General features: G+C 69.6%; 18 protein-coding genes, 1 rRNA gene and 1 riboswitch. Of the genes, 10 read left to right on the plus strand and 9 right to left on the minus strand.

Translation table 11 applies throughout. From position 1 onward, the window contains the following. Window positions 1–110: 110 nt before the first annotated feature. Both B0I32_RS20965 and purS read right to left on the minus strand, forming a co-directional pair. Entirely contained in the window at window positions 111–497 is a 387-nt protein-coding gene (locus tag B0I32_RS20965) for an ATP-binding protein (RefSeq protein ID WP_106241808.1), read from the minus strand. Window positions 498–730: 233 nt separating this feature from the next. Continuing rightward, window positions 731–976, minus strand: coding sequence for a phosphoribosylformylglycinamidine synthase subunit PurS (gene purS, locus B0I32_RS20970; protein ID WP_106241811.1), 246 nt, complete (start codon window positions 974–976; stop codon window positions 731–733). Between the two features lie 224 nt (window positions 977–1,200). Here purS and pdhA point away from each other — a divergent pair, with 224 nt between their 5' ends. The 4 genes from pdhA to B0I32_RS20990 all read left to right on the plus strand — a co-directional run bounded on the left by pdhA (window position 1,201) and on the right by B0I32_RS20990 (window position 5,271). After that, entirely contained in the window at window positions 1,201–2,292 is a 1,092-nt protein-coding gene (gene pdhA / locus B0I32_RS20975; protein WP_106241814.1) for a pyruvate dehydrogenase (acetyl-transferring) E1 component subunit alpha, read from the plus strand. A gap of 42 nt (window positions 2,293–2,334) precedes the next feature. Further along, a complete protein-coding gene (locus B0I32_RS20980) occupies window positions 2,335–3,315 on the plus strand; it encodes an alpha-ketoacid dehydrogenase subunit beta (protein ID WP_106241816.1) in 981 nt (326 codons plus the stop codon). Window positions 3,316–3,326: 11 nt separating this feature from the next. Beyond that, complete coding sequence (locus B0I32_RS20985) at window positions 3,327–4,835, plus strand: dihydrolipoamide acetyltransferase family protein (RefSeq protein ID WP_181307604.1); 1,509 nt, start codon at window positions 3,327–3,329, stop codon at window positions 4,833–4,835. A gap of 142 nt (window positions 4,836–4,977) precedes the next feature. Continuing rightward, a complete protein-coding gene (locus B0I32_RS20990; RefSeq protein WP_106241818.1) occupies window positions 4,978–5,271 on the plus strand; it encodes a Dabb family protein in 294 nt (97 codons plus the stop codon). 34 nt (window positions 5,272–5,305) lie between these two features. Here the strand turns inward: B0I32_RS20990 and B0I32_RS20995 are convergent, their stop codons facing one another. The 3 genes from B0I32_RS20995 to B0I32_RS21005 all read right to left on the minus strand — a co-directional run bounded on the left by B0I32_RS20995 (window position 5,306) and on the right by B0I32_RS21005 (window position 8,454). Continuing rightward, window positions 5,306–5,530, minus strand: coding sequence for a hypothetical protein (locus B0I32_RS20995; RefSeq protein WP_106241820.1), 225 nt, complete (start codon window positions 5,528–5,530; stop codon window positions 5,306–5,308). Window positions 5,531–5,601: 71 nt separating this feature from the next. Then, window positions 5,602–6,552 carry an MBL fold metallo-hydrolase gene (locus B0I32_RS21000; RefSeq protein ID WP_106241821.1) on the minus strand — a complete coding sequence of 317 codons (951 nt, stop codon included), beginning with the start codon at window positions 6,550–6,552 and terminating at the stop codon, window positions 5,602–5,604. Between the two features lie 96 nt (window positions 6,553–6,648). Then, complete coding sequence (locus B0I32_RS21005) at window positions 6,649–8,454, minus strand: acyl-CoA dehydrogenase (protein ID WP_106241823.1); 1,806 nt, start codon at window positions 8,452–8,454, stop codon at window positions 6,649–6,651. 102 nt (window positions 8,455–8,556) lie between these two features. On the opposite strand from B0I32_RS21005, the gene B0I32_RS21010 reads away from it, so the two are divergent. From B0I32_RS21010 to B0I32_RS21020, 3 genes are all read left to right on the plus strand, one after another. Beyond that, window positions 8,557–9,354: a class I SAM-dependent methyltransferase gene (locus B0I32_RS21010; protein WP_245955936.1), complete on the plus strand. Its 798-nt coding sequence runs from the start codon at window positions 8,557–8,559 to the stop codon at window positions 9,352–9,354. 25 nt (window positions 9,355–9,379) lie between these two features. Beyond that, window positions 9,380–9,441: riboswitch (guanidine-III (ykkC-III) riboswitch) on the plus strand. 32 nt (window positions 9,442–9,473) lie between these two features. Further along, window positions 9,474–9,788, plus strand: coding sequence for a DMT family transporter (locus B0I32_RS21015; RefSeq protein ID WP_106241944.1), 315 nt, complete (start codon window positions 9,474–9,476; stop codon window positions 9,786–9,788). Window positions 9,789–9,819: 31 nt separating this feature from the next. Next, window positions 9,820–10,206 (plus strand): VOC family protein, encoded by a 387-nt coding sequence (locus tag B0I32_RS21020; RefSeq protein ID WP_106241946.1) that lies wholly within the window; start codon window positions 9,820–9,822, stop codon window positions 10,204–10,206. Between the two features lie 8 nt (window positions 10,207–10,214). On the opposite strand, the gene B0I32_RS21025 is transcribed toward B0I32_RS21020, so the two are convergent. Then, the gene (locus tag B0I32_RS21025) at window positions 10,215–10,664 is read right to left on the minus strand and encodes a hypothetical protein (protein ID WP_181307606.1); all 450 of its coding nucleotides are present in this window, start codon (window positions 10,662–10,664) and stop codon (window positions 10,215–10,217) included. A 77-nt stretch (window positions 10,665–10,741) separates the two neighbouring features. Between B0I32_RS21025 and B0I32_RS61420 the strand changes: the two genes are divergently transcribed. Then, a complete protein-coding gene (locus tag B0I32_RS61420) occupies window positions 10,742–11,665 on the plus strand; it encodes a GNAT family N-acetyltransferase (RefSeq protein ID WP_181307609.1) in 924 nt (307 codons plus the stop codon). Here B0I32_RS61420 and B0I32_RS21035 read toward each other — a convergent pair. Then, window positions 11,652–13,658 carry a molybdopterin-containing oxidoreductase family protein gene (locus B0I32_RS21035; protein ID WP_106241829.1) on the minus strand — a complete coding sequence of 669 codons (2,007 nt, stop codon included), beginning with the start codon at window positions 13,656–13,658 and terminating at the stop codon, window positions 11,652–11,654. The two genes, B0I32_RS61420 and B0I32_RS21035, sit on opposite strands and share 14 nt — an antisense overlap. Window positions 13,659–13,874: 216 nt before the next feature. Between B0I32_RS21035 and B0I32_RS21040 the strand changes: the two genes are divergently transcribed. Then, window positions 13,875–16,250 carry a lysylphosphatidylglycerol synthase transmembrane domain-containing protein gene (locus B0I32_RS21040; RefSeq protein ID WP_106241951.1) on the plus strand — a complete coding sequence of 792 codons (2,376 nt, stop codon included), beginning with the start codon at window positions 13,875–13,877 and terminating at the stop codon, window positions 16,248–16,250. Window positions 16,251–16,264: 14 nt separating this feature from the next. Here the strand turns inward: B0I32_RS21040 and mgrA are convergent, their stop codons facing one another. Both mgrA and B0I32_RS21050 read right to left on the minus strand, forming a co-directional pair. Further along, on the minus strand, window positions 16,265–17,248 hold the full coding sequence (mgrA, locus tag B0I32_RS21045; RefSeq protein WP_106241832.1) for an L-glyceraldehyde 3-phosphate reductase: 984 nt from the start codon (window positions 17,246–17,248) through the stop codon (window positions 16,265–16,267). Beyond that, entirely contained in the window at window positions 17,245–19,335 is a 2,091-nt protein-coding gene (locus B0I32_RS21050) for a S9 family peptidase (protein WP_106241834.1), read from the minus strand. The genes mgrA and B0I32_RS21050 overlap by 4 nt, the downstream gene beginning before the upstream one ends. 507 nt (window positions 19,336–19,842) lie before the next feature. On the opposite strand from B0I32_RS21050, the gene B0I32_RS21055 reads away from it, so the two are divergent. Beyond that, window positions 19,843–19,902: ribosomal RNA gene (locus B0I32_RS21055) — 16S ribosomal RNA — on the plus strand; the annotation flags it as partial.

A 19,902-nucleotide genomic window follows, 5' to 3' on the forward strand; every position in this document is an offset into this window, starting at 1 on the left:
GGTCTCACCAGGTTATCGGGTGCTTCCCCATGGTCCGCATCGGCTCGGCCACGAGCGGACGCGCCGGCCGGAGTGGTGCGCGCCGGCTCCGCGACGAGCGGACGTGCGGCTCAGACCGCGGCCAGCTCGCGCGGACGGGCTTGTGCCTCTTCGTCCCTGTCGAGCAGCTTGCGCAGATGGACGGTCGTGCCCCGCCCTGGCGTGATGCCGAAGGAGATCTCGTCGACCACGGAGCGCATGATCAGCAGGCCGCGGCCGTTCTCGGTGTCGGGAGGAGGGAACTGGCGCGGCATCGACGGCACCCCGGCGCCGTTGTCGGCCACGCGTACGTCGCAGCGGTCCGAGCCGATCGCGGCCGTCACCTCGTAGCGGTTGGCCGGCCCTCCGTGCCGGACCGCGTTGGAACACGCCTCGGAGACGGCGAGCAGCATGTCGGCGATGCACGTCTCACTCACGTTGAGTGAACGCATGGCGTCGCCTAGCACCCGCCTGACCATCGGTATGCCGATCGCATCCCGAGGCAGGGCCAACGAGAACTCAATATCCACCGGACTCCTCCGGGCTCCGGAATGTCACCTGGAGTAGGTTTCCCTGAGAAAACGGGGCTAACCGCAAAATCACGTTGTTGTTATTTACTGTTGGCAAGCCCGTGGCATTGTGGCACGGCCGAACCCGGCTTTAACCGCCGCGGGGGAAATCCGGCGGCAAAAGTGCCTTCAGGGGCTCTGACCTAGGCTTCGACCCGGACGTCGTAGTCCTCGATCACCGTGTTGGCCAGCAGCGTCTCGGCCATCTTGCGCACTTCCGCGAGCGCCGCCTCATCGGCCGGGCCCTCGATCTCGACCTCGAAACGCTTGCCCTGGCGCACGGCGGAGACGCCGGAGAAGCCGAGCCTCGGCAGCGCCCTGGCGATCGCCTGGCCCTGCGGGTCGAGGATCTCGGGCTTCAACATGACGTCCACGATGACGCGGGCCACTGCGTTCCTCCTGGAAGCGGGTGGTGGATGGGAAGCACAGCCTACCGGCGCGTGTGGCTGCCGACACAACGGGAACGGGGAGGACATGGGGCTTGCGCACAGGGCTGTGACGTCTGCCACGATGGCCCCGAGAGCGGGCGAACCACCACCTAACGGTTCGCCGCGAAGAAGGCTGGCCTAAGGTGGCAACCCCATCGACACCAGCCCCGACCAGCAGGAGTGGCATGACAACCGACGCCTCTCGTGGTGCCGAAGCACCTCCGGAGCTCGTCCAGCTGCTCACCCCCGAGGGCGAGCGGGTCGAGCACCCCGACTACGACATCGACCTGAGCCCGGAGGAGGTCCGGTCGCTCTACCGCGACCTGACGCTCGTCCGGCGCATCGACCTGGAGGCCGTGGCGCTGCAGCGCCAGGGCGAGCTGGGCATCTGGGCCTCGCTGCTCGGCCAGGAGGCCGCCCAGATCGGCTCGGGCCGCGCCCTGACCGACTCCGACATGGCCTTCCCCACCTACCGCGAGCACGGCGTCGCCTGGTGCCGCGACGTGGACCCGGTGAAGCTGCTGGGGCTGTTCAGGGGGGTCAACCACGGCGGGTGGGACCCCGAGGAGCACAACTTCCACCTGTACACGATCGTGATCGGCAGCCAGACCCTGCACGCGGTCGGCTACGCCATGGGCATCCAGCGCGACGACGCCAACGCCGCCACGATCGTCTACTTCGGTGACGGCGCCACCTCGCAGGGCGACGTCAACGAGTCGTTCATCTGGGCCAGCGTGTTCAACGCGCCGATCGTGTTCTTCTGCCAGAACAACCAGTGGGCCATCTCCGAGCCGCTGGAGAAGCAGACCCGCATCCCGCTCTACCGCCGGGCCTCGGGCTTCGGCTTCCCCGGCATCAGGGTCGACGGCAACGACGTGTTCGCCTGCCTGGCCGTGACGCGCAAGGCGCTCGAAGCCGCCCGTACGGGGCAGGGGCCGACGCTCATCGAGGCGTTCACGTACCGGATGGGCGCCCACACCACGACCGACGACCCCACCCGCTACCGGGTGGCCAGTGAGCTGGAGGCGTGGAAGCTCAAGGACCCGATCGAGCGGGTCAAGTCCTACCTGTTCAAGAACGAGCTGGCCGACCAGGCGTTCTTCGACTCCGTGGAGGCCGAGGCGGACCAGCTCGGGGCCGACCTGCGCAGGCGCTGCCTGGCCATGCCCGACCCGGAGCCGCTCGACATCTTCGACCACGTCTACCGCGAGCCCCACTCCCTGATCGACCGGGAGCGCGCCCAGTTCGCCGGGTACTTGGAGGGGTTCCGTGACTGAGTCGTACCGGCCGGCCGTGGTGGCGGTCGCGAAGGAGGCGTCGTGACGATCCTGAGCCTGTCCAAGGCGCTCAACGAGGGCATGCGCAAGGCCATGGAGGACGACCCCAAGGTCCTCATCATGGGCGAGGACGTCGGCAAGCTGGGCGGCGTCTTCCGGGTCACCGACGGCCTGCAGAAGGACTTCGGCGAGGACCGCGTGATCGACACGCCGCTGGCCGAGTCGGGCATCATCGGCACCGCGATCGGGCTGGCGCTGCGCGGCTACCGGCCGGTGTGCGAGATCCAGTTCGACGGGTTCGTCTTCCCGGCCGCCGACCAGATCATCACGCAGCTGGCCAAGATGCCGATGCGCTCGCTGGGCGCGATCAAGCTGCCCGTCGTCGTCCGCATCCCCTGCGGCGGCGGCATCGGCGCGGTCGAGCACCACAGCGAGTCACCCGAGGCGTACTTCACCCACACCGCGGGCCTGCGCGTCGTCTCCTGCTCCAACCCGGCCGACGCCTACACCATGATCCAGCAGGCCATCCGCAGCGACGACCCGGTGGTGTTCTTCGAGCCCAAGCGCCGCTACTGGGAGAAGGCCGACATCGACACCGCCGCCACCGACTGGTGGACGCCGCTGCACGCGGCCAAGGTGGTGCGGCCGGGCGCCGACGTCACGCTGCTGGCGTACGGGCCCATGGTCAAGACCTGCCTGGAGGCCGCCACGGCGGCCGAGGACGACGGGCGCTCGCTGGAGGTCGTCGACCTGCGCTCGCTCAACCCGCTGGACGAGCCGCTGATCATGGAGTCCGTACGCCGTACGGGCCGGGTCGTGGTGGTCCACGAGGCGCCGGTCAACAGCGGCCTCGGGGCCGAGCTGGCGGCGCGGATCACCGAGGAGTGCTTCTACCACCTGGAGTCACCCGTGCTGCGGGTCGGCGGCTTCTCCACCCCCTACCCCCCGTCGAAGCTGGAGGAGCACTACCTGCCCGACCTGGACCGGGTGCTCGACGCCGTCGACCGGGTCTTCGGGTACTGAGGGGGTTGTCGATGCGACGCGAGTTCAAGCTGCCCGACGTCGGCGAGGGGCTGACGGAGGCGGAGATCGTCCGCTGGCACGTCAAGGCCGGCGACGACGTCAAGGTCAACCAGATCGTGGTCGAGATCGAGACCGCCAAGTCGATCGTCGAGCTGCCGATCCCGTGGGACGGCGTGGTGGCGGACCTCATGGCGGGTGAGGGCGACACGGTCGACGTGGGCGCCCCGATCATCGCCGTGGAGACGTCCGAGCCCGGCGCCGGCGGCCCGGGGGAGACGACCGCCGCGCCGCCGAAGGCCGTCACGGGTGCGGGAGCCCCGGCCAGGAGCGCGGTCGAGGCGCTGGCCGACGACCTGGTGCCGAAGCCGCCCGCCGAGGGCGCGGTCGAGCCGGGCGCGCACGGCAGCCCCGCCCCCAAGGAGGAGCGCCAGGCGGTCCTGGTCGGCTACGGCGTCAAGACCGGCACCACCAAGCGCCGCCCGCGCAAGGGCATCCCCGCCAACCCGGTCGCCAACCCGTCCAGGGTGGAGCTGGACACCCCACCGGCCCAGCCCTCTCAGCCCGACCCTCAGACGGCTCCTCAGCCCGCCCCTCAGGCGGCCCCGGCCGCCCCGACGCCCGCCCGGGTCGCCGTGCTGGCCAAGCCTCCGGTACGCAAGCTGGCCAAGGACCTGGGCGTCGACCTGACCGCCGTCACCGGCACGGGCCCGCAGGGCTCGATCACCAGGGACGACATCCAGGCGGCGGCCAGTGCCGAGGAGCCGGCGGCGCCCGTTCAGGCGCCCGTTCAAGTGCCCGGGCAGAGGCCCGTTGGGGAGCAGCGCGAGGAGCGCGTCCCCGTCAAGGGCGTCCGCAAGATGACCGCCCGCGCCATGGTCACCAGCGCCTTCACCGCCCCGCACGTCACCGAGTTCCTCCAGGTGGACATGACGCTCACCATGGAGGCGGTCCAGCGGCTGCGGACGATGGCGGAGTTCGCCGAGGTCAAGGTCTCCCCGCTGCTCCTGGTGGCCAGGGCCGTGCTCACGGCGGCGCGCCGCCACCCGATGATCAACTCCTCCTGGGACGAGGAGACCCAGGAGATCGTGGTCAAGCACTACGTCAACCTGGGCATCGCCGCCGCCACCCCGCGCGGCCTGGTGGTGCCCAACGTCAAGAACGCCCACGAGCTGTCGCTCCCCGACCTGGCCAGGGAGCTGGCCCGGCTGGCGGAGACGGCCAGGGCGGGCCGTACGCAGCCGGCGGAGATGTCCGGCGGCACCATCACCATCTCCAACGTCGGCGTGTTCGGCGTGGACGGCGGCACCCCGATCATCAACCCCGGCGAATCGGCCATCCTCGCCGTCGGTCAGGTCAGGGACATGCCGTGGGTGGTGGACGGCGCGCTGGCGGTGCGCAAGGTGGCGACCCTGTCGCTCTCGTTCGACCACCGGATCGTGGACGGCGAGCTCGGCTCGATGTTCCTGCGCGACGTCGGCGCGATGCTGGAGGACCCCGTCCGCATGCTCGCCTGGAGCTGAACCCCCAACAGGCCGCGAGACCGGTACGGCGATCGCCGGGAGGACCCCTCTCCCGGCGATCGCCGTACGGTGGGGACGCCCGCACCCCGAACACGTCAGAGCGGCCGGGACCCGGATTTGATACACGGTTAAAGTGGCTTTCATGATTCGCCACATCGTGCTGTTCACCTGGACCGAAGAAGCGACCGACGAGCAGAAGGCCAGGGTGGTCACCGAGCTGGGCAAACTGCCCGGCCAGATCCCCCAGCTGCGCTCCTACACGGCCGGCGCCGACGTGGGTGTCAACCAGGGCACGTGGGACTTCGCCGTGGTGGCGGACTTCGACAACGTGGACGACTACCTCGTCTACCGCGACGACCCCGGCCACCAGGCCGTGATCGCCGAGCACATCAAGCCGATCGTGGCCGGCCGCGCGGCCGTGCAGATGAGCGTCTGACCCGCACCCGGGCCTCTCGCCGGGCAAAGCCCCGTCAGAGGTCCGGCGGGTTGTTCTCGCGGTGCATCAGCCTGCCGTCGGACGTCTGGCCCCGCCGGGGAGCCAGCACGATGCTCAGCACCACGCCCACGCCACCGACGATCATGAAGATCACGCCGATGATGTCCATGTGGACGGACTCACCGAACACGTCGGGCTCGATGGCGAATTTCAGGATGGCGCCAAGCGTGAGGAAGAAGATGCTGACCCCGACCCCCATGACGACCTCCAGGCAAACGGCGAGTACAGCCACGGTCATACCCGGCTATAGCCGATCACACCCTCCAGTCGTCAGGCGAGACAAGACAGTGGCCGGCCGCCGTTGTAGGTGATCATGTCGAGCACGGCCGTGACCACGTCGATCGGGGCGCCGAGAGGCTGTCCGTCGAGTTCGGCGTAGGCGCGGTGCAGGTTGCCCACGATCCGCTCGGAGTCGAGCAGCCCCGCCCATTCGCCCAGATCGCTCTCCCTGGCCGCCTCCAGCGGCGTCAGCCCCGCCTGGCGCCCGCGCCTGGCCGTCTCCTGGACGAAGCGCAGATAGGCCGCCACGGGCTCGTACGCCTCCGGCCCGCACACCTCCCCGTGCCCCGGCACGACCGTCTCGGCCCCCAGCTCACTGAGCTGTTCGAGCGCCTGGAGCGTCCCGGCGACCGAACCCATGAGCACGAACGGCGTCCCGCCGTTGAAGACCAGGTCGCCCGAGAACAGCAGCCGCCGCTCGGGGATCCACACGTAGGAGTCGTTGGTGGTGTGCGCCGCGTGCCCCACGTGCCTGACCTCGCAGCGCAGGTCGTCGGAGTGCAGCGTGATCCGGTCGGTGAAGGTGAGGAACGGCGGCGCGAGTTCGAGCCTGCCCCACTCCACCTCGGGCGACCAGGCGGCGCGGTAGGCGGGCATCCCGTCGGCGATGATCTGCTCACGCACGCCCTCGTGCCCGACGATCGTGGCCTCGGGGAAGAGCCAGTTGCCGAACGTGTGGTCGCCGTGGTGGTGGGTGTTGACCAGCGTGGTGATCGGCCGGTCGCTGACCTTGCCGATCGCTTCGCGAAAGGCCCTGGTGCGGCGCTCGGTGGAGCAGGCGTCGATGACGACGACGCCGCGCCGCCCGGCCAGGAACCCGGTGTTGTTGATCCACCAGCTGCCGTCGGGCTGCACGTAGGCGTACACGCCGTCCGACACCTCTTCGACCCGCGGCGGCGGCAGGGCGGCCGGTTGGTGATCGTCGTGCGGGGATGAGCTCATGCCGGGGAACCTACTCGCCCGGCGGGCCGGCGGGCTGTGTCCCCGACGACAGAACGCCCGCACGGAGGTGCGGGCGTTCCTGGGACGGGAGGGGGCCTAGAAGGCCTCTTCCGGCAGCTCCATGAGCTCCTGCCCGGTGGAGTCGAGCACGCGCCGCTCGGCGGACAGCCGGGGCAGCACGGTCTTGGCGAAGAAGGACGCGCCCGCGACCTTGCCGAGGTAGAAGGGGTCCTCGCCCTCGGCCAGCCTGGCCAGCGCCACCTCGGCCTGACGCAGCAGCAGCCAGCCGATGATCAGGTCGCCCAGCGCGAGCAGCAGCCGGGTGGTGTTCAGGCCGACCTTGTAGATCTCCTCGGGCTTGTCCAGCGAGCCGAGCGCCCAGCCCGCCATGGTGTCGCCCATCGCCTTGACCTCGGCGGCGGCCTCGAGGAGCAGCTTGCGCTCCTCCTTGAGCCGGCCGTTGCCCGCGTCGGAGCCGGCGAACTCGGTGATCTCGCTCAGCAGCGCGCCCACCGCCGCGCCCTGGTTGCGCAGGATCTTCCTGAAGAACAGGTCCTGACCCTGGATCGCGGTCGTGCCCTCGTACAAGGAGTCGATCTTGGCGTCGCGGATGTACTGCTCGATCGGGTAGTCCTGCAGATAGCCGGAGCCGCCCAGGGTCTGCAGGGAGCGGGAGAGCAGCTCGTACGACCGCTCGGAGCCCACGCCCTTGACGATGGGCAGCAGCAGGTCGTTCATCGCGTGGGCGTGCCGGTCGGCGGGGTCGATGAGCAGCGTGTCCTGGTACGTGGCCGTGTAGAGCACCAGGGCGCGCATGCCCTCCGCGTACGTCTTCTGCAGCATGAGCTCGCGCCGCACGTCCGGGTGGTGGGTGATGGTCACCCTGGGCGAGCTCTTGTCGGCCATCTTGGCCAGGTCGGCGCCCTGCTTGCGGGACTTGGCGTACTCCAGGGCGTTCAGGTAGCCGGTGGACAGCGTGGCGATGGCCTTGGTGCCGACCATCATGCGGGCGTGCTCGATCACCATGAACATCTGCTTGATGCCCTCGTGCACCTCGCCGACCAGCCAGCCGACGGCCGGGTGCCTGTCGCCGAAGGTCAGCTCGCAGGTCGTGGAGACCTTCAGGCCCATCTTCTTCTCGACGTTGGTGACGTAGACGCCGTTGCGCTCGCCCAGCTCGCCGGTCTCCAGGTCCACGTGGTACTTCGGCACCAGGAACATCGACAGGCCCTTGGTGCCGGGGCCGTGGCCCTCGGGGCGGGCCAGCACGAGGTGGAAGATGTTCTCCGTCAGGTCGTGCTCGCCGCTGGTGATGAAGCGTTTGACGCCCTCGATGTGCCAGGTGCCGTCGGGCTGCCGCACCGCCTTCGCGCGCCCGGCGCCCACGTCGGAGCCGGCGTCCGGCTCGGTGAGCACCATGGTGGCGCCCCAGTTGCGCTCGATGGCCAGTTCGGCGAAGCGCTTCTGCTCGGGCGTGCCCACCTGCCACAGCGTGTAGGCGAAGTTGGGGCCGGCCGCGTACATGTAGAGCGCGGGGTTGGCGCCCAGCACCATCTCGGCGGTGGCCCACGCGAGCGTCCTGGGGATGCCGGGGCCGCCCAGGTCGGCGGGCAGGTCCTGGTGCGCCCAGCCGCCGTCGATCAGCGCCTGGTACGACTTCTTGAAGCCGGGGGGAACGGTCACGGACGCGGTGGCCGGGTCGAACACGGGCGGGTGCCGGTCGCCCTCCTCGAAGGAGTCGGCCAGCACGCCGGTCGCCAGGCGGTTCATCTCGTCCAGGACGCTGCGGGCGACGTCCTCGTCCACTTCCGCGAACGGCCCCGTGCCGAGGATCTCGCTTCTCCCGAAGACCTCGAAGAGGTTGAATTCCAGGTCACGCAGGTTGCTCTTGTAGTGGCCCATGGGCGTCGATCTCCTTGAACCGAGACATCTGTACTGGCGGGTAACCTTACTCTGAAATGCTACCCGCGGGTAACCCGCGCCATGCATGGCATGCTCGTCTCCATGGACGCCGAAGAACTCGCCGCCAGGTGGCGAGAGCGACTCGAATCCTGGGCGATTCCGGACGAGATCCTGGCCAAGGCTCCGGTGGACCCGTGGAGTCATTCGCCTGAGAGGTTCGGCACCCGTACCGACAGGGCGCTGGCCGAGCCCGACGACGGCCCCACCATGACGCGCCTGTCCGAGGCCCTGCCCGACCACGGCACCCTGCTCGACGTGGGATCGGGGCCCGGCGCCGCCTCGCTGCCGCTGCACAAGCGCATCGGCCACCTCTACGCGGTCGACAGCTCCGCCTCCATGCTGGAGGGGCTGGCGGCCAGGGCGGAGAAGCTGGGCGTGCCCGTCACGACGGTCCACGGCCGCTGGCCGGACGTCGCCGACCAGGTGCCGACGGCCGACGTCACGGTGGCCGCGCACGTGGTCTACAACGTGCCCGACCTGGCCGGCTTCCTGCGCGCGCTCGACGCCCGCACCCACGGGCGGGTGGTGCTGGAGCTGCCGCACCGCCACCCCATGAGCTGGATGACGCCGCTCTGGCAGCACTTCCACGGCGTCGACCGGCCCGTGCGGCCCATCGCGGAAGACTGCGTGGCGCTGGTGGCCGCGCTCGGGTTCGCGGTGCGGGTGGAGGAGAGGGAGGCTCCGCTGGAACGTTTCAGCTCACTTGACGAGCTGGCAGCCAGCGCTGTCAGACGGGTCTGCCTCGATCCGTCCAGGGCCGAGGAGGTGGGTCAGACGGCGGCCGAGCTGGGCATGTGGCCGTTGCCGCGCGACCGCTGGGTCACGATCTGGTGGGAATGACCCCCGCGCGGGCGCCGTTGGCCTAGATGAGCCGCGATCGGCTCCCGGACGAGACGCGCCGTACCCGGAAAGCGAAGACGACGCACCGAGTCAGTCTCGTTCCGGAGGAGTTCGTCATCATGGCGTGGATCATCCTGGTGCTGGCCGGCGTCTTCGAGGTCGCCATGGCCCTGTCACTCAAGCTCAGCAGCGGCTTCACCCATCTGTGGTGGACGCTGTCGTTCCTGCTCACCGCCGTGCTCAGCTTCGGCCTGCTCTCGTACGCGCTCAGGACGCTGGAGGTCGGCACCGCCTACGCGGTCTGGACCGGCGTCGGCGCGGCGGGCACCGCGATCCTGGGCATGATCGCCATGGGCGACGAGGTGTCGTGGCCCCGGCTCGTCTCCATCGCCCTGATCCTGGCCGGGGTCATCGGCCTGCGAACACTGGCTTGACGTCTTCGGTGGTGTCGGGTTGGGTGACGGCGTGATCGAAATTCATGCCGTCACCATCGACGCCCACGACCCGTACGAGATCGCCACCTGGTGGAGCAAGGCCACCGGGCTGCCTCTGGGCGAGGGCGACAAGCCCGGCGACGACGAAATCATGCTGCGCACGAAGCAGGACCCGTTCGTGCTGTTCATCCGCGTCCCCGAGGGCAAGACGGTCAAGAACCGGCTGCACCTCGACGTCAACGCGACCGAGGGCAGGACTCGTGACCAGGAGGTCGAGCGGCTGGTCGAGATGGGCGCGACGATCTTCGACGACCTGCGCAAGCCGGACGGCACCGGCTGGGTCACCATGCTCGACCCCGAGGGCAACGAGTTCTGCGTCTGCAGGAGCCAGGCGGAGCGGGAGGCCACCGCCGGCTGAGCCGGGGCTCACCGGCTCGATCGCGCGCGTCCCTGCATCGTGAGCGTCAGGACGGCGGAGATCAGGTAGACGAGCGCGCCGTGCCACGCGGCGTCCCAGGCCGAGCCGAAGACCCCGTCGCCGTCCAGGACGAGCTGCACCGGGTAGTCGAGCACGGCCACGATGGCGGCGGGCAGGAGCGAGAAGCGCCACGGATGCTGCAGCGACCAGAGCCGGGCCTGGCGGGTGACCCGGTCGCCCACCTCCGGCTTGGACACCGCGCCGATGGCGGCGATCAGGGCGAACAGGCTGATGCCCAGCCCCAGCGCCCACACCGGGTCGCCGCCCTCGGTGAGCAGGCTCACGCCGAAGCCGGCCGCGGCCGCGACGCCGCCGCCGACCGCGGCGGCCTTCCAAGGAGCGCCACGCAGAGCGGCGCCGGAGAGCGATACCTCATCGCGTCGACTGATTTCGTTCATGTCAGCAATGCTGCCTTTTGTCCTACCCTGGGGGCATCGGGGACGGACCCTGAGCTGTCCCTGACATGATTTCCGACATGCAGGACATCGACATTGTGCGGCTCGGCCCCGCCGAAGGGCCCCGGCTACGCGAGGTGCGGCTACGCGCGCTGCGCGACTCACCGGACGCGTTCGGCTCCTCGTACGACCGAGAGCTCGCGTTCGAGCCCGAGACCTGGACGGAACGACTGGCGAACCCGGAGTCGCGCTGGTGGGTGGCCACCCGCGCCGGCCAGGACGTCGGCCTCGTGTGCGTGCTGCTGGAGGAGCAGGGCGCGCACCTGCTGTCCATGTGGGTCGCCCCCGAGGCCAGAGGCGCCGGCGTGGGCTCCCGGCTCGTGGACGAGGCCGTGGAGTGGGCCAGGGGCACGGGAGCCGGGCGGATCGGCCTGTGGGCCGTGGACGAGAACCACGCCGCCAGAGCCCTCTACACCCGCAAGGGCTTCACCCCCAGCGGTGAGATCATGGCCCTGCCGTCCAACCCCGCGCTGATGGAGTCCCACTACGTGCTGAACCTCGTCTTCCGCCAGGCCCGCAGGCAGGACGTGCCCGCCGTCGTGGCGATGCTGGCCGACGACCACCTCGGCGCCGCGCGCGAGGGCGACCCGAACGACGAGCGCTATCTCGCCGCGTTCGACCGGATCGACGCCAACCCCCACGACGAGCTCATCGTGGCCGAGCGGGACGGCAAGGTGGTGGGGACGATGCAGCTCACCTACCTGGCCGGGCTGTCTCGGCTGGGCGCCGAGCGGTGCCAGATCGAGGCCGTCAGGGTCGCCGCCTCCACCCGCGGCCAGGGGCTCGGCCGCGAGATGATCACGTGGGCGATCGACCGGGCGCGGGCGCGCGGCTGCGCGGTGGTGCAGCTCACCTCCGACAAGTCCCGTACGGGCGCGCACCGCTTCTACGACTCGCTCGGCTTCACCGCCTCCCACGAGGGATACAAGCTCACACTGGGGTGATCTCCACCAGGTTGTCGTGGAAGGCCGGCCCCCTGCCCATGTCGCCGTCCCGCTCGGCCACGACCGCGTTGGGGCCCGCGCCGCCGGGGCTGAGCTTGGGCCAGTGCCCCTTCCGCGAGGCCACCACCCCGGCCGCCACCCGGTCGCTGACCTCCACGTCGGCCAGGAACTCGCCGCCGTCGTTGTGCACGCGCACGCGCCGGCCGTCCGCCAGCCCGCGGGCCGCCGCGTCGGCCGGGTTGACCAGCACCACGGGGTCCTTGGCCCGCCGGCGCAGCTCGGGGTTGTTGCCGAAGGTCGTGTTGAGGAACGTGTGCGAGGCCGGCGTGATCAGCGTCAGCGGGTACGGCGAGCCGCCCGCCGCGGCGGCCGTGTGCGACGGCACGTACGCCTGGTCCGGGGGCGGGAAGCGCAGCCGCCCCGACGGCGTCGGGAAGCCCTCGGCGAACGGCGTGAAGGGCCGCGGGTAGCTCATCCGCATCCAGCCCTCCTTGCGTAGCCTGTCCAGGGTGATGCCCTCAAGCGACGGATGCCCGCTGGACAGCAGCTGCTCGGCCAGCTCCAGGTCCGAGTCGAACAGCGACGGCTCGGTCATCCCCATGTGCGCCGCCAGTCGCCGGAACGTCTCCGTGGTGGACAGGCACTCGCCCGGGGGCGGCACGGCCTGCTCGTTCCACAGCAGGTACATGTGCCCGTATCCGGCGTGCAGGTCGTGGTGCTCGGTCTGCATGGTCGCGGGCAGCACGATGTCGGCGTAGTCCACGGTGTCGGTCGGGAAGTGTTCCATGACCACCGTGAACAGGTCCTCGCGGGCCAGGCCGCGCCTGATCGCGTTGGCGTCGGGGGAGGAGCCGGCCGGGTTGGCCGCGTACACCCACAGGCACTTCACCGACTCCAGCTGGGAGGCCAGCTTGGTCATCACCAGCGTGCGCACGGGCTTGGCCAGCAGGTCGTCCCGCCGGTCGATGTCGAGGTGCACGTGGTCGCTGGTGGAGAAGGCGAGGCCGCCGCCGGGGTGGCGCCAGTCGCCGGTGACGCCGGGGATGGCGGCGATCGTGCGCAGCGCCGCGCCGCCGCCGGCGTGCCGCTGCAGGCCGTGCGTGGCGCGCAGCGCGGTCGGGCGCGTGTGGGCGAGCCTCATCCCCAGCCTGTGGACGGCCTCGGCCGGGATCCCCGTGATCTCGGCCACCCGCTCGACCGGGTAGCGCAGGATCTCCTCGCGGAACTCGGCCCAGCCCTCGGTGTGCTCGGCGAGATACTCCTCGTCCTGCGCGTTCTCGGCCAGCACGACGTTGAGCAGCCCGAGCGCGAGCGCCCCGTCCGTGCCCGGCCTGATCGCGAGGTGCTCGTCGGCCTGGTCGGCGGTCCTGGTGCGGATCGGGTCGATGGCGACGACGTGAGCGCCGTCCGCCCGCGCGTCCTGGATGAACTTCCACAGGTGGTGCCCGGTGGTCAGGGTGTTGGTGCCCCAGAGCAGGATGAGCTTCGACAGCGCGAAGTTCTCCGGGTCCATGCCGCCCGCGGTGCCGTTCGTCCGGCGCAGCCCGCTGTTGCCGGCCGCCGAGCAGATGTTGAGCCAGTGCTTGGAGGCGCCCAGCATGTTCCAGAACCGCCGCCCCGCCACGCCTTCGCACCCTTGCAGGTAGCCCAGCGAGCCGGTGCCCAGATACGGCCAGATCGCCTCGCCGCCGTGTTCCTCGACGATGCCGCGCAGCCGTACGGAGATCTCGTCGAGCGCCTCTTCCCACGTGATCCGCTCGAACTGCCCCGAGCCCTTCGGCCCGACCCGGCGCATCGGATGGAGGATGCGGTCGTCCGCCCTGGTGTGCTCCAGGTAACGGTTGACCTTCACGCACAGCGCGCCCCTGGTGTAGGGCTGGTCGGGGTTGCCGCGCAGCTTCACCGCCGCGCCGTCCTCCACGGTGACCACCCAGGAGCAGGTATCCGGACAGTCAAGCGGACATGCTCCCAAAACCCTCAATTCACCCGACATGAGAAACAGCCTACGTCCCAGGGGAGCGCCGGGAAATCGGAGATGAAGGGTGGGAACTTCAGCGTGTAGCCTGCCCCCTGCGACGACTGGAGAACGATCGACGACACTGGGGGGCGGAGATCGTACGGTCCGGCACGGGAAGGGGCAGAATCTCTCTCGGTGGCCGATATCAGGGAACGAGACAACACGGAGGACCTCACCGAGGAGGATCCAGCCGTGGCTGAGTCGCGCCAGGAAAACGACGTCTACGTCGTCGAGCCACTACTGCCCCAGCGCCTGCGCCGCCCCTCCGACCTGCTGCGCTTCATCGCCACGATCCTCGTCCTCGCCGCCGTCGTCCTGCTCGCGCTGGTCGCCAAGCAGACGCTGATCGGGCTGGAGGCCGACGTCAAGGAGGGCGCGGAGCTCGTCCCCCTGCTCAGCAGGATCGCCGCCTTCCTCGGCGGCGCCGCCGTCCTCATCGTGCCCGCCGCCTTCGCGGTCGAGCGGGTCTTCCACCGCGACGGGCTGCGCGTCGCCGAAGGGCTGATCGCCGCCATCGTCGGCATGGCCGGCTCGTTCCTGCTCGGGCAGTGGCTCGTCGGGGGCAACGCCAACGACCTGCGCGTCCTGCTCACCGGCGGGCGCGAGATGGAGCCGCTCAACACGCTGCTCACCTCGGTCATCGCCTACGCCACCGCCGTCCGCATCTCCCGCCGCCCCACCTGGCGCATGCTGATGTGGACCACGATCGCCCTGTACATCCTGGCCTTCTTCTCCGGCCGCCAGATCACCATCCCCAGCGCCATCGTCACCGTCCTCGTCGGCATGGCCATCGGCTACGCCACCCTCTACGGCGTCGGCAGCCCCAACACCAGACCGGCCGGCAGCGCCGTGGTCGCCGCGCTGCGCAAGCTGTCGTTCTCGCCGGTCTCCGCCCGCCGCATCGAGGACGACCACCAGGGCAGCCGCCGCTACGCCATCGGCCTGCGCGACGGCTCCAGCCTCGACGTGACCGTGCTCGACCGCGACCGGCAGGTCGCCGGGCTCCCCTACCGGCTGTGGCGCCGCTTCCGGCTCAACTCCGAGACCAGGCGGCGGGCGATCAGGTCGCTGCGGGCCGAGCTCGAACGCGAGGCGCTCATGGCGTACGCGGCCCAGGCGGCCGGCGCCAGCACCCCCCGCCTGCTCGGCACCAGCGAGATCGGCACCGAGGCCGCGCTGCTCGCCTACGAGCACATCGAGACCCGCCCGCTCGACGAGGTCCCCGACGAGGAGATCGGCGACGACCTGCTCGCCCAGATCTGGGAGCAGGTCGAGCTGCTGCAGATCCAGCGCCTGGCCCACCGCCGCCTCACCGGCGACAGCATCCACGTCGACGGGGCGGGCCGGGTGATCCTCACCGACGCCCGCAGCGGCGAGGTCGCCGCCGGAGACCTGCTCCTGCGGCTCGACGTCGCCCAGCTGCTCACCTACCTGGCGCTGCGGGTCGGCCCCGAACGCTCCGTGCGCGCCGCGTCCGCCGTGATGGGCCCCGACGCGCTGGCCGCCGCCATGCCGCTGCTCCAGCAGATCGCGCTGACCAGGGAGACCCGCTCGGCGCTGTCGAAGGCCAAGAACGTCCTGCCCGGCATCCGCGAGCACATCGTCGCGCTCAAGCCGCAGAGCAAGGTCGAGGAGGTCCGCCTCGAACGGTTCCGGCCACGCACCCTGATCACGATCATCGCCAGCGCCATCGCCGCCTACATCGTGCTCTACCAGCTCAGCCAGGTGGACGTCTACCAGGTCGTCACCACGGCCAACTGGGCCTGGTCGGGACTCGCCCTGGTGGCGTCCTTCGCCAGCTTCGTGGCCGCCGCGTTCATGCTGCGCGGGTTCGTCCCCGAGCACCTGCCGCTCTGGCGCACGGTGCTCGTGCAGTTCGCGTCGTCGTTCGTGAAGCTGGTCGCGCCCGCCGCCGTCGGCGGCGTCGCGATCAACACGCGCTACCTGCAGAAGCGCGGCATCCCACCGGCCAGCGCGGTGGCCAGCGTGGGCGCCTCGCAGCTCATCATGCTCGTCTTCCACATCTCGCTGCTGGCCCTGTTCGCCTACATCACCGGCTCCACCACCGCGACCTCGTTCACGCCGTCACGCGGCCTCGTCCTGGTCATGCTGGCGGTCGCCGTGCTGGTGGTGGCGGTGCTCGGCATCCCGCCGCTGCGCCGGCTGCTCACCACGCGGATGAGCAAGCTGTTCTCCAACGTGCTGCCCAGGCTGCTCGACGTGCTGCAGTCGCCGCGCAAGATGATCGAGGCGTGCGTCGGCACGCTCATGATCACGCTGATGTTCGTGCTGTGCCTGCACGCCTGCATCGCCGCCTTCGGCCACGAGATCAGCTTCACCGCCGTGGCGGTCGTCTTCCTCACGGCCAACGCGATCGGCTCGGCCGCGCCCACACCGGGTGGTCTGGGCGCGGTCGAACTGGCGCTGGTGGGCGGCCTGGTGCTGGCCGGGGTGCCGAAGGAGCTGGCCACCTCGGCCGTGCTGCTGTACCGGTTGCTCACGTTCTGGCTCCCGGTCCTGCCCGGCTGGGCCTCCTTCACCTACCTCCAGCGGCACGAAGCCCTCTGAGCCCAGCGCCGCGCTTACGCCGAGCCGGTGATCTTGTCGATGGCCTGGAGCTCGTCCTGCGTGAACGCGGGCCCGTCCACGCACGCCACGTTGTCCTCCAGCTGCTTCACGCTGCTCGCCCCGATCAGCACGCTCGTCACCCGCGAGTCCCTGAGCACCCACGACAGCGCCATCTGCGCCAGCGTCTGCCCCCGGGTCCGCGCGATCTCGTTGAGGTCGCGCGCCAGCTGCACGTCGATCTGCTCGGCGTTCAGGAACCTGCTGGTCGCCGCACGCGAGTCGGCGGGAACGCCGTCGAGGTAACGGTCGGTCAGCAGCCCCTGCGCCAGCGGCGAGAACGCGATGCAGCCCATGCCCGCCTCCTCCACCGCGTCCAGCAGCCCGTCCTCGACCCACCGGTTGACCATCGAGTAGGACGGCTGGTGGATCAGCAGCGGCGTGCCCAGCTCCCGCATGATCCGCGCGGCCTGCGCGGTCTGCTCGGCCGAGTAGTTGGAGATGCCGGCGTAAAGGGCCTTGCCCGAGCGCACGGCCCGGTCGAGCGCTCCCATGGTCTCCTCCAGCGGCGTCTCCGGGTCGGGACGGTGGCTGTAGAAGATGTCCACGTAGTCGAGGCCCATGCGCCCCAGCGACTGGTCCAGGCTGGCCAGCACGTACTTCCGCGAGCCCCACTCCCCGTACGGGCCCGGCCACATGTCGAAGCCCGCCTTGGTGGAGATGATCAGCTCGTCCCGGTAGGGGGCGAAGTCCTCGCTGAAGATCCGGCCGAAGTTCCGCTCCGCCGAGCCGTACGGCACGCCGTAGTTGTTGGCCAGGTCGAAGTGCGTGACACCGAGGTCGAACGCGCGGCGCAGGATCGCCCGCGAGTTCTCGATCGGCCGGTTGTCGCCGAAGTTGTGCCACAAGCCCAGCGATACCGCGGGCAGCTTGAGTCCGCTGCGCCCGCTGCGGTTGTACGGCTGGCGCTCATAACGCCCCTCGTCGGCCTGATAGGTCATGCTGTGCCCCTTTCGATGATCCACGACAGCGCGAACGCCTCTTCCCGCCAGGCGTCGTAACGCCCGCTGCGCCCGCCGTGACCGGCGCCCATCTCCGTCTTCAGCAGGAACGGCCCGCCGCTCGCGGAGGCCCGCAGCCGGGCGATCCACTTGGCCGGCTCGTGGTACAGCACGCGCGTGTCGTTCAGGCTCGTGATCGCCAGGATCGGCGGGTACGGCCCGCCGTCAACGTTCTCATAGGGCGAATAGCTCTTCATGTACGCGTACACGTCCGGGTTGTGCAGGGGATCGCCCCACTCGTCCCACTCGATGACGGTGAGCGGCAGCGACGGATCGAGGATCGTGTTCAGCGCGTCCACGAACGGCACCTCGGCCACCACGCCCGCGAACAGCTCGGGAGCCAGGTTCGTCACCGCGCCCATCAGCAGGCCGCCCGCGGAGCCGCCCCTCGCGATGATCCGCTCGCTCCAGCCCGACGCCTTCATGTGCCTGGCCGCGTCCACGAAGTCGGTGAACGTGTTGCGCTTCCTGGTGAGCTTGCCCTCCTCGTACCAGCGGCGGCCCATCTCACCGCCGCCGCGCACGTGCGCGATCGCGAAGACGAACCCGCGGTCGAGCAGCGACAGCCTCGGGACCGAGAAACCGGGGTCGATCGAGGTCTCGTAGCTGCCGTACCCGTACAGGAGGGTCGGGGCGGGCTTGGCCGCGTCCTTGCGCTTGACGATCGACACCGGGATCCGCGTGCCGTCCTCGGCCGTGGCCCACTCGCGGAACTGCTCGTAGTCGCCCGCGTCGTAGCCGCCGAGCACCGGGCGCTGCTTGAGCAGGATCAGCTCGTGGCTGTCGAGCTCGTAGTCGTACACGCTGGGCGGGGTGATCATGCTCGTGTACGCCAGCCGCAGCCGCGTCGTCGTGAACTCCGGGTTGCCGGCCGGCCCGACGTCGTAGAGCGGCTCGGGGAAGTCGATCTCGTACGCGTTCCGCTCCGACGCCTCGACCCGCTCGCGCCAGGTGCCGCCGGCCGAGCCGTACGGGAGCACGCGCAGCCCGGTCAGGCCGTCGCGGCGCAGGTGCACCACGGCGTGGTCGGAGAACGCGTCGATCTCCAGCAGCCTGGTGTCCTCCCCGTGCGCGATGAGCGGCGTCCAGGTGCCGGGGTCGTCGAGCGGGGCCGTGGCCAGCTCGAAGTTCTCGGCGTTCTCGTTGTGCAGCACGTAGAAGAAGTCGCCCGCGTGCTCGACGCCGTACTCGACGCCCGTCGTCCGCGGGCGGACCACCCTGAACTCGCCCGCGGGGTCGTTCGCGTCGAGGATCCGCACCTCGCTGGTGATCTTGCTGCCCGCGCCCAGCACCAGGTACTTCTCGCTGCGCGTCAGCCCGATGCCGACCCAGTAGCGCTCGTCGGACTCCTCGTAGACGAGCACGTCCTCCTGGGTGCCCAGAGCGTGCCGGTAGACCTGGAAGGGGCGCCAGGCGTCGTCCACCCGCGTGTAGAAGAACGTCGACCCGTCGGCCGACCAGGCGCCCCCATAGAAGATGTCGGTGATCTCGTCGGGGAGGACCTCACCGGTCGTCAGGTTCTTGAACTTGAGCGTGAAACGCTCGTCGCCCTTGTAGTCGGTGGAGAAGGCCAGCATCGTGCCGTCGGGGCTGACGGAGCTGGCGCCGACCGAGAAGAACGGGCTGTCGCCGGCCAGCTCGTTGCCGTCGAGGATCACCTGCTCGCGATCGAGCCGCTCGCCCGGGGTGATCTCCGGGGGCGCGTCGCTGTCGGCCGGGACCCGGCAGGAGACCGCGTACTGCTTGCCCTCCTCGGTGCGCGAGAAGTACCACCACGCGCCCTTGCGGCTCGGCACCGACAGGTCGGTCTCCTGGGTGCGGCCCTTGATCTCCTGGAACACCTGCTCCTGGAGGTCGGAGAGGTGAGCGGTCTGCTGTTTGAGAAAATCGTTCTCCGCCTCCAGATAGGCGGTCGTGTCGGGATCTTCCTTGTTGCTCAGCCAGGCGTACTCGTCGATGACGGTGTCGCCGTGATGGATGCGCTTCGTGGGAACCTTCTTCGCCACTGGCGGCGTGTTGCTGCTCACGTGGGGAGTCTATGTTCGGTCGTGATCGTTCTGTTGCCGGAGAAGACGGCGAAGCGGCACGAGGGCTCGGAAGCGCTGCTAATCTTTAGGAGCCGACGCGGTGCGGCGCAACCCTCCTCTCTCACTCAGGTGACTTTGGTCTGTTGTGTCACGCTTGTCGGCAAACCCGTCTGACGCGCCGGTCCGGAGATCGATTCGCAGAACGGCCGAGCGGCTGGTAAGTTAGAGGGGTTGTCTCCGAAAGGGGGCAGAGCTTAATTCCCGCAGGTCGAGCGAGTCCGGTCAATTTGACAGAGACTTGAACGGCTGAAAGAATTAAGACACAACGGAAGAACGAACGGAGTGAACGCCTCCGAGCGGGGATCACGCAAGTGGTTCCGGTGCGGATGTACGCGTCCGTTTCTTGAGAACTCAACAGTGTGTTAAAAGCCAGTGCATGATTTTCATGCAACACCTCGTCAAGTCATTTGTACTTGATGGATTTTTGTTGGGATTGTTTCCAGACATTGTTTGGAGAGTTTGATCCTGGCTCAGGACGAACGCTGGCGGCGTGCTTAACACATGCAA

The organism is Nonomuraea fuscirosea (genome assembly GCF_003001935.1).
Taxonomy (GTDB): domain Bacteria; phylum Actinomycetota; class Actinomycetes; order Streptosporangiales; family Streptosporangiaceae; genus Nonomuraea; species Nonomuraea fuscirosea.

Bases quoted from the DNA above. Each gene is read 5' to 3' on its own strand.
- B0I32_RS20965 (WP_106241808.1), bottom strand. From the start codon at position 497: ATGGTCAGGCGGGTGCTAGGCGACGCCATGCGTTCACTCAACGTGAGT.
- pdhA (WP_106241814.1), top strand. From the start codon at position 1,201: ATGACAACCGACGCCTCTCGTGGTGCCGAAGCACCTCCGGAGCTCGTC.
- B0I32_RS20985 (WP_181307604.1), top strand. From the start codon at position 3,327: ATGCGACGCGAGTTCAAGCTGCCCGACGTCGGCGAGGGGCTGACGGAG.
- B0I32_RS20990 (WP_106241818.1), top strand. From the start codon at position 4,978: ATGATTCGCCACATCGTGCTGTTCACCTGGACCGAAGAAGCGACCGAC.
- B0I32_RS20995 (WP_106241820.1), bottom strand. From the start codon at position 5,530: ATGGGGGTCGGGGTCAGCATCTTCTTCCTCACGCTTGGCGCCATCCTG.
- B0I32_RS21000 (WP_106241821.1), bottom strand. From the start codon at position 6,552: ATGAGCTCATCCCCGCACGACGATCACCAACCGGCCGCCCTGCCGCCG.
- B0I32_RS21005 (WP_106241823.1), bottom strand. From the start codon at position 8,454: ATGGGCCACTACAAGAGCAACCTGCGTGACCTGGAATTCAACCTCTTC.
- B0I32_RS21010 (WP_245955936.1), top strand. From the start codon at position 8,557: ATGGACGCCGAAGAACTCGCCGCCAGGTGGCGAGAGCGACTCGAATCC.
- B0I32_RS21015 (WP_106241944.1), top strand. From the start codon at position 9,474: ATGGCGTGGATCATCCTGGTGCTGGCCGGCGTCTTCGAGGTCGCCATG.
- B0I32_RS21025 (WP_181307606.1), bottom strand. From the start codon at position 10,664: ATGAACGAAATCAGTCGACGCGATGAGGTATCGCTCTCCGGCGCCGCT.
- B0I32_RS61420 (WP_181307609.1), top strand. From the start codon at position 10,742: ATGCAGGACATCGACATTGTGCGGCTCGGCCCCGCCGAAGGGCCCCGG.
- B0I32_RS21035 (WP_106241829.1), bottom strand. From the start codon at position 13,658: ATGTCGGGTGAATTGAGGGTTTTGGGAGCATGTCCGCTTGACTGTCCG.
- mgrA (WP_106241832.1), bottom strand. From the start codon at position 17,248: ATGACCTATCAGGCCGACGAGGGGCGTTATGAGCGCCAGCCGTACAAC.